This window comes from Clostridium sp. J1101437_171009_A5 (assembly GCF_015547905.1).
Classification (GTDB): Bacteria; Bacillota; Clostridia; order Oscillospirales; family Oscillospiraceae; genus Pseudoflavonifractor_A; species Pseudoflavonifractor_A gallinarum.
This window is the reverse complement of sequence record NZ_JADMVY010000001.1, coordinates 439993-455178: the sequence shown is the minus strand read 5'-3', so window position 1 is coordinate 455178 and position 15186 is coordinate 439993. Positions and strand designations below refer to the sequence as shown.

Below are 15186 nucleotides of genomic sequence, written 5' to 3'. Positions count from 1 at the left end.
AATGAACGCACAGAACCTCTTCTGGATCGGGCTGGTGGGCGCGGTGATCGCGCTGCTTTTCGCCGTGGTCCAGAGCCGCAAGGTGCTCAAGTTCTCCGAGGGCACCGAACTGATGCAGAAGATCGCCTCTTCCATCCGTCAGGGTGCCAACGCGTATCTGAAGCGCCAGTATTCCACCGTGGCAAGGATCTTTGCCGTGGTCTTCGTGATCCTGCTGATCCTGGTGGCCACCAAGCAGCTGGACAACTGGTTTATTCCCTTTGCTTTCCTGACCGGCGGCATCTACTCCGCCCTGGCCGGCTTCATCGGCATGAAGATCGCCACCTCTTCCAATGCCCGCACCGCCCACGCCGCGCACGAGAGCCTCAACCGCGGCCTGAACGTGGCCTTCTCCTCCGGCGCGGTCATGGGCTTCACCGTGGTGGGCCTGGGCCTGCTGGACGTGTCCGTCTGGTTCCACATCCTGAAGTATGTGGCCGGCTATGACGCCACCAAGATCGCCCAGACCATGGTTATGTTCGGCATGGGCGCCTCCTTCATGGCTCTGTTCGCCCGTGTGGGCGGCGGCATCTTCACCAAGGCCGCCGACGTGGGCGCCGACCTGGTGGGCAAGGTAGAGGCCGGCATCCCCGAGGATGACCCCCGCAACCCCGCCACCATCGCCGACAACGTGGGCGACAACGTGGGCGACGTGGCCGGCATGGGCGCCGACCTCTATGAGTCCTACGTTGGCTCCATCCTGGCCACCTTCGCCCTGGGCGCCTCCGCCTATGCCGGCGCCGACAAGGCCTGGAACGCCATGCTCCTGCCCGTGGCCATCGCCGTGGTGGGCGTGATCTGCTCCGTCCTGGGCACCTTCCTCATCCGCACCAAAGAGGGCGCCAGCCAGCGCGACCTGCTGGGCACCCTGCGCAAGGGCACTTACACCGCCGCCATCCTGGCCGCCATCCTGGCCGCTCCTCTGACCTACTTCATCCTGGGCAGCATGGGCGTCTATGTGGCCATCCTGGCCGGTCTGGTGGCCGGCTGCGCCATCGGCTACTTCACCGAGTACTACACCTCTGATACTTACAAGCCCACCCAGAAGCTGGCCGACTCCACCGAGACCGGCGCCGCCACCACCATCATCGGCGGTATCTCCCTGGGCATGATGTCCACCGCCGCTCCTGTGGTCATCGTGGGCATCGCCATCATTGTCTCCTTCCTGGCCGCCGGCGGCTCCCTGTCCACCTCTTCCGCCGACTATGCCGAGCTCTTCAATAAGGGCCTGTACGGCATCGGCATCGCCGCGGTGGGCATGCTCTCCACCCTGGGCATCACTCTGGCTACCGACGCCTACGGCCCCGTGGCCGACAACGCCGGCGGCATCGCTGAGATGAGCGGCCTGGGCGAGGAGGTCCGCAACCGCACCGACGCCCTGGACTCCCTGGGCAACACCACCGCCGCCACCGGTAAGGGCTTCGCCATCGGCTCCGCCGCCCTCACCGCTCTGGCCCTGCTGGTCTCCTATGTGGACGTGGTCAAGGGCAAGATCGGCGGAGAGATCGACCTGGCCCTCACCAACCCCGCCGTGCTGGTGGGCATCTTCGTGGGCGCCATGCTCACCTTCATCTTCGCTGCCCTCACCATGAGCGGCGTGCAGCGTGCGGCCCAGTCCATCGTGGTGGAGGTCCGCCGTCAGTTCAAGGAGATCGCCGGCATCATGGAGGGCAAGACCGATCCCGACTACGCCTCCTGCGTGGACCTGTGCACCCGCGGCGCCCTGCATGAGATGGTGGTTCCCTCTCTGCTGGCCATCGTGGTGCCCATCGTCACCGGCTGCATCCTGGGCGTGGAGGCCGTTGTGGGCCTGCTGGGCGGCGTGACCGTCACCGGCTTCGCCATGGCCGTGTTCATGTCCAACGCCGGCGGCGCCTGGGACAACGCCAAGAAGTACATCGAGTCCGGTAAGCACGGCGGTAAGGGTTCCGACTGCCACAAGGCCGCCGTCATCGGCGACACCGTGGGCGATCCCTTCAAGGATACCTCCGGCCCCTCTCTGAACATCCTCATCAAGCTGGTCTCCACCGTGTCCATCGTGTTCTGCGGTCTGGTCATCAGCGTCAGCCAGTTCTTCCTGGGCTAATCGGACACACTCTGCCCCGCGGACCCTCCGGTCCGCGGGGTTTTCTTTTGACGGGCAGTCTGCTATAATCATTCCAAAGGAAAACATACCATCACAAACAGGAGGTCATGTCCCCATGAGCATCGTAAAAGACAGGTCCCTGGCCGAGTCCGGCCGCCGGAAGATCCAGTGGGTGCGGGATTTCATGCCCGCCCTGGGCGGGATCGAGGCCCGCTTTGAGCGGGAGCGTCCCTTTGCGGGGTTGCGGGTGGCCGTATCCGTCCATCTGGAGGCCAAGACCGCCAATCTGGGCTATGTGCTCCAGAAGGGCGGGGCGGAGGTGCGCCTGACCGGCTCCAACCCCCTCTCCACCCAGGACGACGTGGCCGCGGGTCTGGACAGCATGGGGGTGGAGACCTTCGGCATCCACGGCGCCACGGCGGAGGAGTATGAGGCCCATCTCATCGAGACCCTGCGCTTCAAGCCCCACCTGGTGGTGGACGACGGGGGCGACCTCATCCACCTGCTGGGCGGGAAGTGCGCCGACCTGGGGGAGAACCTGATCGGCGGCTGTGAGGAGACCACCACCGGCATCCTCCGCCTGCGGGCCCGGGAGCGGGAGGGCATCCTGCCCTGCGCCATGATGGCGGTCAACGACGCCAAGGCCAAGCACTACTACGACAACAAGTACGGCACGGGCCAGTCGGTGTGGGACGCCATCATGCACACCACCAACCTGGTGGTGGCGGGCAAGACCGTGGTGGTGGCCGGATACGGCTGGTGCGGCAAGGGCGTGGCCATGCGGGCCAGCGGCATGGGGGCCAACGTCATCGTCACCGAGGTGGACCCCTTCAAGGCCCTGGACGCCACCATGAACGGCTTTAGGGTCATGACCATGGACGAGGCCGCCGCCCTGGGCGACGTGTTCGTCACGGTCACCGGCTGTAAGGACGTCATCACCCCCCGCCACTTTGAGAAGATGAAGCACAACGCCATCCTCACCAACGCCGGCCACTTCGACTGCGAGGTGGACGTGGCCTCCCTGGCCGCCATGGCCGTCAAGCGGGAGATCCGCCGGGACTCCATCGAGGGCTACACCCTGCCCGACGGACGGGTGCTCAACGTCATCGGAGAGGGCCGCCTGGTCAACCTGGCGGCGGGCAACGGCCACCCGGCCGAGATCATGGACATGTCCTTCTCGGTCCAGGCCCTGGCCCTGGAGTGGCTGGTGAAGCACCGGGACGAGCTGGAGAAGAAGGTCTACAACGTGCCCGACTCCATCGACGACGAGATCGGCCGGGTCAAGCTGGCCGCCATGGGCCTGCACATCGACGCCCTGACCGAGGACCAGCGGGCCTATCTCAACGGCTGGAAGGCATAAATCCCAGCAATATAGTTGGAATTGACTCTTGACAAGTTTCGGCAAAGAGGATAGAATACCTTGTACCAACTGAATAGCCTTATCGAGAGAGGTGGAGGGAACGGCCCTATGAAGCCCGGCAACCTGCCTGAACGCCGTAACACGCGGGAAGGAAAGGTGCCAAATCCGGCGGTGTAAATCGAAAGATGAGGATGGACAACAAGACTCCATGCGCTCCGCCGTCCGGCGGAGCGCTTTTTTGTGGTTCCCGTTCTCGGCAAGGCGTGTATTTTGGAAAGGAAGGAATCAAATTGGCAAAGCGACTTTTTACTTCGGAATCCGTGACCGAGGGACATCCCGACAAAATCTGCGACCAGATCTCCGACGCGGTGCTGGACGCCATTCTGGAGCAGGACCCCATGGGCCGCGTGGCCTGTGAGACCACCGTCACCACCGGTCTCGTCAACGTGATGGGCGAGATCACCACCCACTGCTATGTGGACATCCCCAAGATCGCCCGGGAGGTCATCCGGGAGATCGGCTACGACCGGGCCAAGTACGGCTTTGACTGCGACACCTGCGCCGTCATCACCTCCATCGACGAGCAGTCCGCCGACATCGCCCTGGGCGTGGACCAGTCCCTGGAGGCCAAGGAGGGCGGCCAGGGCGAGGACCTGACCAACGGCGCCGGCGACCAGGGCATGATGTTCGGCTATGCCTGCGACGAGACCCCCGAGCTCATGCCCCTGGCCATCTCCCTGGCCCACAAGATGGCCATGCGCCTGACCGCGGTGCGCAAGGAGGGCCTGGTGGACTACCTGCGCCCCGACGGCAAGACCCAGGTCACCGTGGAGTATGACGAGAACAACAAGCCCGTCCGGGTGGACGCGGTGGTCCTCTCCACCCAGCACGGCCCCGAGGCCAGCCTGGAGCAGATCCGCAAGGACATGATCGAGCTGGTCATCAAGCCCACCATCCCCGCTGAGCTGCTGGACGAGAACACCAAGATCTACGTAAACCCCACCGGCCGCTTCGTGATCGGCGGTCCCCAGGGCGACTCCGGCCTCACCGGCCGCAAGATCATCGTGGACACCTACGGCGGAAGCGCCCCCCACGGCGGCGGCGCCTTCTCCGGCAAGGACCCCACCAAGGTGGACCGCTCTGCCGCCTACGCCGCCCGCTGGGTGGCCAAGCACGTGGTGGCGGCCGGTCTGGCCAGCCGCTGCCAGGTCCAGCTGGCCTACGCCATCGGCGTGGCTGAGCCGGTCTCCATCCGGGTGGACACCTTCGGCACCGGCAAGGTCTCCGACCTGGCCCTGGAAGAGGCGGTGGAAAAGACCTTCGACCTGCGTCCCACCGCCATCATCCGGGACCTGGAGCTGCGTAAGCCCATCTACCGGAAGCTGGCCGCCTACGGCCACTTCGGCCGCACCGACCTGGATCTGACCTGGGAGCGCACCGACCGGATCGACGCCCTCAAGGCCAACCTGAAGTAAGAATTTTATCTCGTGTGAGGAAAAATCCCCCGTTCCGCCAGTCCGCGGAACGGGGGATTTGCGTGTCGAACCAGTTCGACACGCTTCTCAAAAATGCAAGCATTTTTTCGAGGGGATGCAGGCCGCCGCATGCACTTCGTCGGGGCAAAGTCCGTACCGTTCCCCCTGGCCTTGCGGCCAGGGCTCACTTCACTCCCTTGCCCCTCCTCTCCCAAACAAACCCGCTTTGCTGGGCTTCGTTTGGGTTCCCGGCTCGCACACTTGCGGCCTGAGAGGAGTGTTTTCCGACGTACACGCCGCCGGAAAACACGATTAAACTTTGTTCCGCCGTCTGCGGACAGCGGAACTCTGCGAGGCTCTGTGCCTCCAACATACAGCAATACATAGCCCCCGTTCCGCCGACTGGCGGAACGGGGGCTTCTGTTTTGCGGCGGGATTCAAGCTCAGAAAGAAATCTGATCCTGCTCAAATTCGTTGGGCACCTGGATCTCGCCGGACTTGATGGCCAGGAAGGTGTCCTCCACCGCCTGGACCGCCTCGGTGGAAAGCTGGGCCTTGACGGCGTCGTTCCAGTAGAAGTTCACGCAGCCGTTGCCGGTGGTCATGAACATGGGGGCGGACTCGGTGATGGTGCCGGCCATGATGGCCTCGGTGGCCTGGCGGTAGGCCTCCACGTAGTCACACAGGACGTTGCCCATGAGCTGCTCCGGGGCGTACTCGGTGTAGTTGCCCAGCATGCCGAAGGCGCGGGCTTTGCCGTTCTCCTGGACAGCCTGGAGGGCGGAGGGCTGGGCCTCGTTGGTGTTGCTGAAGATCACGTCCGCGCCGGCGGCGAGCTGCTCCTGCACGGCGGCATAGGCGGCCTCACCGTCGGGACCGTCCAGAACGGTCTCCAGGATCTCCACCTGGGGGTTGACGCTCTTGGCGCCCAGGATGAAGCCGTTGGTGGTCTTGTTGATGGCGGGATAGTCGGCGCTGCGGCTCACGCCCAGAATGCCGCTCTCGGTGGTCAGACCGGCCAGGACGCCGGCCAGATAGGCCCCCTCCTCGGCGCACATGGTGATGGGGAAGAGGTTGTCCTTCACCTGGTCGCCGCCCACGGTCACGAACCAGGTGTCGGGGTACTGCTCACACAGGGCGGCAAAGGGGGCGGCGCACTGGCCACCGTGGCCGTAGATGATGGCGAAGCCCTCCTCGGCCATGGCCTGGGCCGCGGCGGAAATGGCCTCGTCGGTGGAGGCGGTCTCCACCTTCACGCTGTATCCGTAAGTAGCCTTGATTTCCTGGGCGGCCTTGTCGGCCACGCCGGAGAAGCGGTCCTCCGCCGGGTCGCCGGGCAGCAGGAAGCCCACCTTGGTCTGGGAGGGGTACTCCACTCCGGCAGAGGGGGAGGCGGGACGCTGGGAAGACGTGGGGGAGGGCGCGGCAGAGCCCGCCGTACAGCCCGCCAGACCGGCCCACAGGAGGGCCGCCAGGAACAGGGTCAGAACTTTCTTCATAAATCTTTCTCCTTTTTTCTTATGTAACCGATTTCCTGAAACATATTAGCACAGAGAATGGAGAAGAGTCAAACGCAGGAATAGACAAAAAGCGCCCTGGGAAGCCCGCAGGCCTTTGGGCCAGATGCGCAAAAAGAGAGCGCCCCGGCACCGACCGGGGCGCTTCAAGTGTGTTGAAACACAGAGTTCTGGCTCTTTGGCGCTCAGAGCCTCGCAGAGTTCCGCCGTCCGCAGACGGCGGAATAGAGTGGGATCGTGTTTTCCGGCGGCATGTACGTCGGAAAACACTCCCCTCAGGCCGCCAGTGCGCGAGCCGGGAACCCAAACGAAGCCCAGCGAAGCGGGTTTGTTTGGGAGAGGAGGGGCAAGGGAGCGGAGTGAACCCTGGCCGTCAGGCCGGGGTGAACGGTGCGGACTTTGACCCGACGAAGTGCGCGCAGCGGCCTGCATCCCATTCGAAAAAATGCTTGCATTTTTGAGAAAGCTTGTCGAACTGGTTCGACAAGCGGCTCTTATCCCCGCCAGGGCTTCATGCCCCGGACCTGCTGGACCAGGTCCTTGGGGACGGCCATGCGCACCAGGTTGGTGTGGTCGTAGGCGGTGAGGGAGAGGACCTTGACCACCCGCCCGGTGCACAGGGTCTCGCCCAGGTTGTTCCGGGCCTCCACCTCCAGCCCCACCGGGGGGAGGGGAAGATACTCATAGGGGAAGTCGATGGTGGCCTCGCTCTCGCTGAAGTCGGGGTCGATCAGGAAGCAGGCCTGACCGGGGCAGGCGGCCACGCAGGCCCCGCAGCCCACGCACTTCTCCGGGTCGGCGTGGGGGAGCTCCGTGATGTCGTCTCCCACCACGATGGCGTGGGTGGGACAGGCGAACTGGCAGGGGTTGCAGGGGATGTGCTCCTTACAGTCAATGAGAATCCGGCGCATGGACCTCTCCTCCTTCCTCGCTCTCCACCGCGCCGTCCACGGTCTCGGCCAGCAGACTCAGGCGGATGGGCATGATGGGCAGACGGATGCTGCCGGGGAGGAACTGGTCCACCGGCAGGTGGTAATAGGCGCTTAAAATCTGGGCGATGAGGCGCTTGCAGGTGCGGCCCTGACAAAAGCCCATGCCCGCCCGGGTGCGCTTCTTGATGGCGTCCAGGGAGTCATCCCCCAGCCGGATGGCCTCCATGATCTCCTCCCGGGTCACCTCTTCGCAGCGGCAGACGATATCGCGTTCCTGTTTCATGCCTTCCAGACCTCCTCTTTCGCGCGGCGGCGTTTTTCTCCAAAGGGTCCCTGGCGCAGCCGGTCCAGACGGCCCTGGATCTCGGCCCGGCGGCCCTCGTAGGTCTCCTCGTCCAGCAGGCCCAGGCGGTAGGCGGCCCGGGTGCCGGCCAGGCGTCCCTCGTCCAGGGCGGTGCTGGCCTCCTCGATGCCGGCCAGGTCGCCGGCCACCAGGATGTTGGAGCGGCTGCTCTCCATGTGCATGTTGTGGCGGGGGAGCTTTCCGCCCAGGGGTCCGGACCAGACCAGGTCGCACCCGCTCACGTCGGCCAGCTCCACCCGGGGGGTGAGGCCCACGGCCAGGCAGAGGGTGTCGCAGGGGATGACCTGCTCGGTGCCCGGGATGGGGGCGAAGTGCTCGTCCACCTGGGCGATCTCCACGGCCTCCAGGGAGCCGTCGCCCATGGCCCGGGTGACCGTGTGGCTCAGAAGGACGGGCACGCCCGCCCGGCGGACCTTTCCGGCGTGGACGGCGTAGCCGGAGAGCTTGGGGGCGGCCTCCAGGATGGCCTTGACGTTGGCCCCCGCCTGGAGGAGCTGATAGGTGACGATGAGGCCCACGTTGCCCGAGCCCACCATCACGATGTTCTGCCCGGGCAGGACGTGGTGGACGTTGGCGAAGGTCTGGGCCGCGCCGGCGGTCATCACGCCGGGGAGGGTGCAGCCGGGGAAGGCCAGGGCGTTCTCCGAGGCGCCGGTGGCCAGGATGAGGTAGGAGCCCTGGTAGCGGACGCTCTCGGTGTCGTTGGCGGCGGTGACGCTGCCGTCGGGGAAGATGCCCCACACCCGGCGGCCCAGGTGGATCTCCACCCCGGCCTCCTCGGCCTCCTGGAGCAGCTGGCGGCCGATGGCGAAGCCCCGGGTCCCGGCGTAGTGCTCCCGGGAGCCGAAGAACTTGTGGATCTGCTTGAAAAGCTGGCCGCCGGGGCGGTCGTTCTCGTCCAGCAGGAGGACCTTGGCACCCTGCCGTCCGGCCTCGATGGCGGCCCCCAGACCGGCGGGTCCGGCCCCCACCACGATCACATCATAGTGTTTCATGAAGCGCTCCCTCCATTTCCCTCCTGGGTGCGGACGGTCATGCCCTCCCGGACCCGGGTGATGCAGGTTTTCACGTTGGGCTTGCCGTCCACCTCCATCACGCAGTCGGTGCACTGGCCGATGCCGCAGAAGAGGCCCCGGGGCTCGTGATAGCGGGCGGTGTGGCGGAAGGTGCGGATGCCGTTGGCCATGAGGGCGGCGGCGATGGTATCTCCCTCCCGGGCCTCGATGGGGGTGCCGTCCACCGTGATGTGGACCACGGGGCGCTCCTCCACGGAGAGGATGGGATGTTGTTGGATCCGATGCATCAAAATTCCTCCTTTCAAAGGGCAGAGACGGTACGGTCGGGGGAGAAGGCGTCGCCCTCCCACACGAAGCCCTCGTCCAGGGCGCGCACCAGCACGCGGGCGGCGGCGGGGGCGATGGAGAAGGCCCCCTTGAAGCCGGTGAAGTGGAAGAGGTTGGGGAAGGAGCGGCTGAAGCCGAAGATGGGGAGCCCGTCGTGGGTGAAGGGGGTGACGCAGGCCCAGGCCCGGACGATCTCCAGGTCGCCCAGGGTGGGGAAGTGGTCCAGGAAGGTGCGGGCCGTGAGGCACAGGCCGGGGAGCGTGACCTCCCGGCTGTCCACCCCGGAGGTCTCGGTGGCCTGGGCAATGATGACGCTGCCGTGGGCGGTCTGCACGCCGCCCAGACCGATGTGGCGGCGCAGGGACATGTCCCGGTGGGCCAGGAACATCTCGCCGCCCACGATGGGACCCCGGATGCAGGGGGGAACGGGCTGGGAGACGAAGGCGGTGGCCCGGTGGTAGCCCAGGGGGATGGAGAGCCCCAGCATCCCGGCCAGATCCAGGCTCCAGGCGCCGGCGGCGTTGACGAAGAGGTCGCCCTCCACCCGGCCCTGGTTGGTCTGCACGGCGGTGACGGTGTCGCCGCAGGTCTCAAATCCGGTCACGCAGGTGTGGAGGCGGATCTCCGCCCCGGCGTCCTCGGCCTGGCGGTAGTAGTGGAGGGTGGTGAGCAGGGGGTTGAGCTTGCCCTCATGGGGGCAGTGGAGCACGCTGTGGATCACCGTGTCGTCCAGGAAGGGCTCCACCTCCCGGGCCTCCTTTCCCACCAGGATGCGGGCGGGCTCGCCCAGGCGGCGCAGGGCGTCGCAGACGGGGAGGGCCCCCTCGTACTGGGCCTCATCCTGGAGGACCACCACGCCGCCGGAGCAGTCGTATTCGATGGTCTCTCCCAGGTGGGAGAACTCCTCAAAGGTCTCGCAGGCCAGGGCATAGTGCCAGGGCTCGATGCGGTCGAAGAGGGAGAGCTGCCCCAGGTTGGCGCCCGAGGCGCCGCAGGCCAGTTCGCCCTTTTCCAGCACGGTGACCGGATGTCCGGCCCGGGCCAGAGCCGCTGCCGCCGCGGCGGACATCAGACCGCCGCCGATCAGTACCACACGTGGCTTCATGGGAAAGGCTCCTTTCATCAGTTGAGATAGAGGGTGGAAAACGAAAAAGGGCCGGCGCAGCTGCGCCGGCCCTCCTCGTATATTCGGTGAGGAGATAATGCGAAGTTCAAAGGATCGCGTTGGAAAAGCAGAGGTTAGTTGTAGGCAGCCAGCTGCTCCTTGGCAGCGTCCTGCTCATACTCGTTGGGAACGTCGATCTTGCCGCTCTTGATGTCCTCGTAGGCCTGATCCACGGCAGCCTGCACGTCCTCGGGCAGCGGGATGTCGGGGTTCCACTCCACGGACACACAGCCGTTGGCGATGGTCAGGTACATGATCTCGGCCTCAGCAGTGCCTTCCATGATGGCCTTGGTGGCCTCGTCATAGCCCACGTTGTAGTCGCCGATGATGTTGCCCAGGACCTTGCCGGGAGCCATGTCGAAGAAGTTGCCCAGGCAGCCGAAGGTGTAGACGTTCTCGCTCTCGCCCACGGCCTTCATGGCGCCGGCCTGACCCTCGTTGGAGTTGGAGAGGATGAAGTCGGCTCCGCTCTTGATCTGGTTCATAGTGGTCTCATAGCACTCGTTGGAGTCGGGGGAGCTGAGGACGGCCTCCTGGATCTTCAGGTCGGGGTTGACGCTCTTGGCGCCCAGGGCGAAGCCCATGGTGGTCTTGGTGTAGGCGGGGTAGTCGCCGCCCAGGGTGAAGGCGATGTTGTCGGTCTGAGTCATCATACCGGCCGCCACGCCCAGCACATAGGTGCCTTCCTCCGCGCACATGCACACGGGGAAGAGGTTGTCCCGGATCTCGGTGCCGCCGAAGGTGACGAACCAGGTGTCGGGATAGTCCTCGCAGATCTCAGCGAAGGGAGCGGAGCACTGACCGCCGTGACCGAAGACGATCTTGTAGCCCTCAGCGGCCATGGTCTCGGCCTCGGACTTGATGACGTCGGCGGTGCCGGCCTCAACGGTGGCCACCTCGTAGCCGTAGTTCTCCTCCAGCTTCTTGCCGGCCTCGGCGCCCTGCTGGGAGAAGCCGCCGTCGGTGGGGGAGCCGGGGATCAGGATGCCGATCTTCACGTCGGAAGCCTCGCTGCCGCCCTCGGCGGGAGGAGTGCTGCCCTCAGGAGTGGTGGAGGTGCCGCCGCCGCAGGCGGCAGTACCGAGCAGGAGCGCGCCGGACAGGATCAAAGGGATCAGCTTTTTCATGTTCATTCCTCCAATAAAATGTTTTTAAAACCAATGGTTTTGGTTATGGAATGGGATAAAACGTGATCAGACAGGATCCATACATTCTTCTGAGGAAGGGTGCTTGGATGGGAATGCTTACGCCTTCTCGTAGGCCACGCCCTTGGCGCTGGCGTCCACGGCCTTCTTCTTGCAGGCGGCCAGAACAGCCAGAACGGTGACGATGTAGGGCACCATCAGGATGAGGTTGTTGGGGATGTTGAGGCCCGCGTTCTGGAGGGTCATCTGCAGGGCATTGGAGCCGCCGAAGATCAGAGCGCCCAGAAGCACGCCGCCGGGCTTCCACTTGCCCAGGACCACCACGGCCATGGCGATGTAGCCCTTGCCGCCGGTCATGTCCACCTGGAAGGTGTTGGACTGGGCGATGGCCAGGTAGGCGCCGGCCATACCCATCAGCAATCCGCTGAAGAGGGTGGCGGCATAGCGGGTGGTGAAGACGTTGATGCCCAGGCTGTCGGCCGCCTTGGGATGCTCGCCCACGGCGATGATCCGGGTGCCGATGGAGGTGCGGTTCATCAGGAACCAGATGGCCGGAACCAGGATGAAGCCGATGTAGACGATGATGTTGTGCTGGAAGAAGACCTCACCGATGAAGGGGATGCTGGAGAGGCCGGGGATCTGGATGGGAGGGAAGGGGGTGACCTGGGTGCCGCCGGTCTGCGCGTCAAAGAACATCTTGCGGAACAAAACGGCGGTGAAGCCGGAGCCCAGCATGTTGATGGCGCAGCCGATGACCACCTGGGGTGCCCTGAAGCGGATGGAGGCCACCGCAAAGATCAGCGTCATGAAGCAGCCTGCCAGCATACCGGCCAGCATGCCCAGCCAGTAGTTGTTGGTGTAGTAGGCCACGGCGAAGGCGGCAAAGGCACCGGTAAGCATGGTACCCTCCACGCCGATGTTGATGAGGCCGGCGCGCTCAGAGACCACCAGGCCCAGAGCAGCGATCAGAAGGGGAATGGCCATGCGAATCGTCGCAGCGAGGAAAGAAGAGAGATCCATTACTGCTTCGCCTCCTTCAAAACAGGCTTTTTACCGGGACGGGCCGGAGCGGTACGCTTTTTCTTCACGCGGCTGACCGCGGCCACAGCGACAAAGATGATGATGATGCCCTGCACGATGTCAGCGAAGGAAGAGGAGACGCCGATGTTGCGCTGCATGGCAGTGGAACCGGACGCCAGGAAGCCGAAGAGCAGGGAGCTGAGGATGACGCCGATGGGGTTGTTGTTGGCCAGGATGGCCACGGCGATGGCGGTGTAGCCGTAGCCGTTGGAGATCTTCTCGTAGAGGTAGTGGGCGGAGCCGGCCACCTCGAACGCGCCGCCCATGCCGGCCAGAGCGCCGGAGATGAGCATGGTGGAGATCATGGTGCGGCTGACGTTGATGCCGCCGTACTTGGCCGCGGTGGAGTTGTAGCCCACGGCGCGCACTTCATAGCCGAAGTAGGTCTTGAAGAGCAGGATGAAGATGACCACAGCGGCGATGCAGCCGAAGAGGAAGCCGGGATGCAGCTTGGTCTTGGCGATGAGGTAAGGCATGAAGCCCTGCTCCGCGATGGTGTAGGACTGGGGCTCGGCCTGGCTCAGGTCGCGCATGGGGTTGCGGACCAGATAGCCCACCAGCTGGAGGGCGATGTAGTTGAACATGATGGTGGTGATGATCTCAGAGATGCTGAACTTGGTCTTGAGGAGACCAGGGATGAAGGCCCAGGCGGCACCGGCCAGCGCACCGGCCAGAACCATGAGGATCATCAGGAGGATACCGGGCATATAGGTGAAGGTGATGCCCACCCAGGTGGCGGCGGTACAGCCCATGATGAACTGACCTTCCGCGCCGATGTTAAAGACGCTGCCGCGGTTGCCGATGGCCACGGCGATACCGGTGAACAGAAGGGGACAGGCCTTGTTCAGGGTGTTGCCGAACACGCGGAGATTGCCGAAGGTGGCGTCCCACAGGGAGACAAAGGCCTCATTGGCCGGATAGCCGAAGGCCGTCAGCAGCAGCCAGCTGCAGATGACGGCGAAGAACACCGCCACCAGGGGTTTCCAGATGGACTGTAACAGTCCCGTCAGTTTTTCTTTCATCCTTGGACGCCTCCTCCTGCGGCAGCGTGCTGCTCCGCCTTCAGATCTTCTTGGCTCTTACCGGCCATCATCAGGCCGAGAATGCTGACGTCGACATCGGGAGAGACCTCACCCATGACGCGCCCGCCGTGCATGACCAGGATACGGTCGGAGAGGGAGAGGATCTCGTCCAGGTCGGTGGAGATGAGCAGGACCGCCTTATCCTTGGCGCGCTCCTCCACCAGCTTGGAGCGGACGAACTCGATGGCGCCGATATCCAGGCCGCGGGTGGGCTGGATGGCCAGCATGACCTTGGGGTCACGGGAGACCTCGCGGGCCAGAATGACCTTCTGCTGGTTGCCGCCGGAGAGGCCGCCGGCCAGATACTCGGGATCGTGGGGACGGATATCAAAGGCCTCCACCATCTCGACGCCGTGCTTGGTGATGGCGTGATTGTCGGCCATGAGACCGTGGGCAAAGGGGGCCTTGCGCTGGGTGCCCATGATCAGGTTCTGCTTGATGGGGAACTGGAGGACCAGACCCTTGGTGAGGCGGTCGTCCGGGATGTGGGCCAGGCCCAGATCCAGGTGGCGGCGGATGTTGGCCTTGGTGACCGACTCGCCGTCCAGACGGATGTCGCCGTCCTCGATCTTGCGTCCGCCGACGATGGCCTCGCCCAGCTCCAGCTGGCCGTTGCCGTCGACGCCGGCGATGCCGACGATCTCACCGGCGTGGACCGCGAAGGAGATGCCGTCCACCGCGGGCAGGCCCTTGTCGTTCTTGACGCGGAGATGGTCGATCTCCAGCAGGGGCCGGCCGGGCTCCTTGGGCTCGATCTGGCGCTCCAGATGGACGTCGCGGCCCACCATCATGTGGGCCAGCTCTTCCTCGGTGGTGTCCTTGACGTTGACCGAGCCGATCACCTCGCCCAGCCGCATGACGGTGACGCGGTCGGCGTAGGTCATAACCTCGCTCATCTTGTGGGTGATGAGGATGATGGAATAGCCGCTGTCGGCCAGCATCCGGATGGAGGTAAAGAGCTCTTCCACCTCGTTGGGAGTCAGAACAGCGGTGGGCTCATCCAGAATGAGGATCTTGGCCTGACGCATCAGGACCTTGAGGATCTCCACCTTCTGCTGCACGCCGACGGGGATCTGCCAAATCAGGGACTGTGGATTGACGTTGAAGCCAAACCGGTCGTTGAGCTCCTGGACCTTTTTGTCCAGCTCTTTGATGTGGTGGACGATACCCGTCTCTTTATCCATGCCGAGGAAGATGTTCTGCGTGACGGTGAGCTGGGGGATCAGCATGAAGTGCTGGTGCACCATGCCGATGCCGTGCTGAATGGCCACGCTGGGGCTGGACATGTGAACTTCTTCCCCGTTGATGAGAATATGTCCTTCGTCATGGGCGTAAAGGCCGTAAAGGATGTTCATCAGGGTGGACTTACCGGCTCCGTTTTCGCCGAGCAGCGCATGGACTTCGCCTTGCTTCAGGGTAAATTCGATGTTCTTGTTGGCACAAAAATTCCCGAAGTATTTGCAGATGCCATGCATTTCTACAACGTTCATTTTCTGGCTCCTTTCGGATTGGTTTGTTTGCCGATGGGAACACGAGCTTTTCCGTTCGAAGCGCCGGAGAACCGCAGGGACACGGTAGACAGGCTTTCCAGCAGATCG

General features: G+C 64.3%; 13 protein-coding genes and 1 riboswitch. Of the genes, 3 read left to right on the top strand and 10 right to left on the bottom strand.

Annotated elements, in window-relative coordinates; all coding sequences use genetic code 11:
• Window position 1 precedes the first annotated feature (1 nt).
• The 3 genes from I2C21_RS02400 (at window position 2) to metK (ending at window position 4960) form a co-directional block, all read left to right on the top strand.
• The gene (locus tag I2C21_RS02400) at window positions 2-2125 is read left to right on the top strand and encodes a sodium-translocating pyrophosphatase (RefSeq protein ID WP_286167183.1); all 2124 of its coding nucleotides are present in this window, start codon (window positions 2-4) and stop codon (window positions 2123-2125) included.
• A 115-nt stretch (window positions 2126-2240) separates the two neighbouring features.
• Window positions 2241-3485: an adenosylhomocysteinase gene (locus I2C21_RS02395; protein ID WP_101693628.1), complete on the top strand. Its 1245-nt coding sequence runs from the start codon at window positions 2241-2243 to the stop codon at window positions 3483-3485.
• A 76-nt stretch (window positions 3486-3561) separates the two neighbouring features.
• Window positions 3562-3677: riboswitch (SAM riboswitch) on the top strand.
• Between the two features lie 98 nt (window positions 3678-3775).
• A complete protein-coding gene (gene metK / locus I2C21_RS02390; RefSeq protein WP_101693627.1) occupies window positions 3776-4960 on the top strand; it encodes a methionine adenosyltransferase in 1185 nt (394 codons plus the stop codon).
• Window positions 4961-5403: 443 nt separating this feature from the next.
• Here the strand turns inward: metK and I2C21_RS02385 are convergent, their stop codons facing one another.
• From I2C21_RS02385 to I2C21_RS02340, 10 genes are all read right to left on the bottom strand, one after another.
• Window positions 5404-6459: a BMP family lipoprotein gene (locus I2C21_RS02385; RefSeq protein ID WP_186962862.1), complete on the bottom strand. Its 1056-nt coding sequence runs from the start codon at window positions 6457-6459 to the stop codon at window positions 5404-5406.
• A gap of 512 nt (window positions 6460-6971) precedes the next feature.
• A complete protein-coding gene (locus I2C21_RS02380) occupies window positions 6972-7388 on the bottom strand; it encodes a 4Fe-4S dicluster domain-containing protein (protein WP_101693625.1) in 417 nt (138 codons plus the stop codon).
• Window positions 7369-7692, bottom strand: coding sequence for a (2Fe-2S)-binding protein (locus I2C21_RS02375; RefSeq protein ID WP_101693624.1), 324 nt, complete (start codon window positions 7690-7692; stop codon window positions 7369-7371). The genes I2C21_RS02380 and I2C21_RS02375 overlap by 20 nt, the downstream gene beginning before the upstream one ends.
• Entirely contained in the window at window positions 7689-8768 is a 1080-nt protein-coding gene (locus I2C21_RS02370; RefSeq protein WP_195278408.1) for an NAD(P)/FAD-dependent oxidoreductase, read from the bottom strand. The genes I2C21_RS02375 and I2C21_RS02370 overlap by 4 nt, the downstream gene beginning before the upstream one ends.
• Entirely contained in the window at window positions 8765-9076 is a 312-nt protein-coding gene (locus tag I2C21_RS02365) for a (2Fe-2S)-binding protein (RefSeq protein ID WP_101693622.1), read from the bottom strand. The genes I2C21_RS02370 and I2C21_RS02365 overlap by 4 nt, the downstream gene beginning before the upstream one ends.
• A 14-nt stretch (window positions 9077-9090) precedes the next feature.
• Window positions 9091-10221, bottom strand: coding sequence for an NAD(P)/FAD-dependent oxidoreductase (locus I2C21_RS02360; protein WP_193536351.1), 1131 nt, complete (start codon window positions 10219-10221; stop codon window positions 9091-9093).
• 134 nt (window positions 10222-10355) lie between these two features.
• Window positions 10356-11408, bottom strand: coding sequence for a BMP family lipoprotein (locus tag I2C21_RS02355; protein ID WP_195278407.1), 1053 nt, complete (start codon window positions 11406-11408; stop codon window positions 10356-10358).
• Window positions 11409-11525: 117 nt separating this feature from the next.
• Window positions 11526-12446, bottom strand: coding sequence for an ABC transporter permease (locus I2C21_RS02350; protein ID WP_101693619.1), 921 nt, complete (start codon window positions 12444-12446; stop codon window positions 11526-11528).
• Entirely contained in the window at window positions 12446-13528 is a 1083-nt protein-coding gene (locus tag I2C21_RS02345; protein ID WP_101693618.1) for an ABC transporter permease, read from the bottom strand. The genes I2C21_RS02350 and I2C21_RS02345 overlap by 1 nt, the downstream gene beginning before the upstream one ends.
• Entirely contained in the window at window positions 13525-15078 is a 1554-nt protein-coding gene (locus tag I2C21_RS02340; RefSeq protein WP_193536355.1) for an ABC transporter ATP-binding protein, read from the bottom strand. The genes I2C21_RS02345 and I2C21_RS02340 overlap by 4 nt, the downstream gene beginning before the upstream one ends.
• Between the last annotated feature and the right edge of the window lie 108 nt (window positions 15079-15186).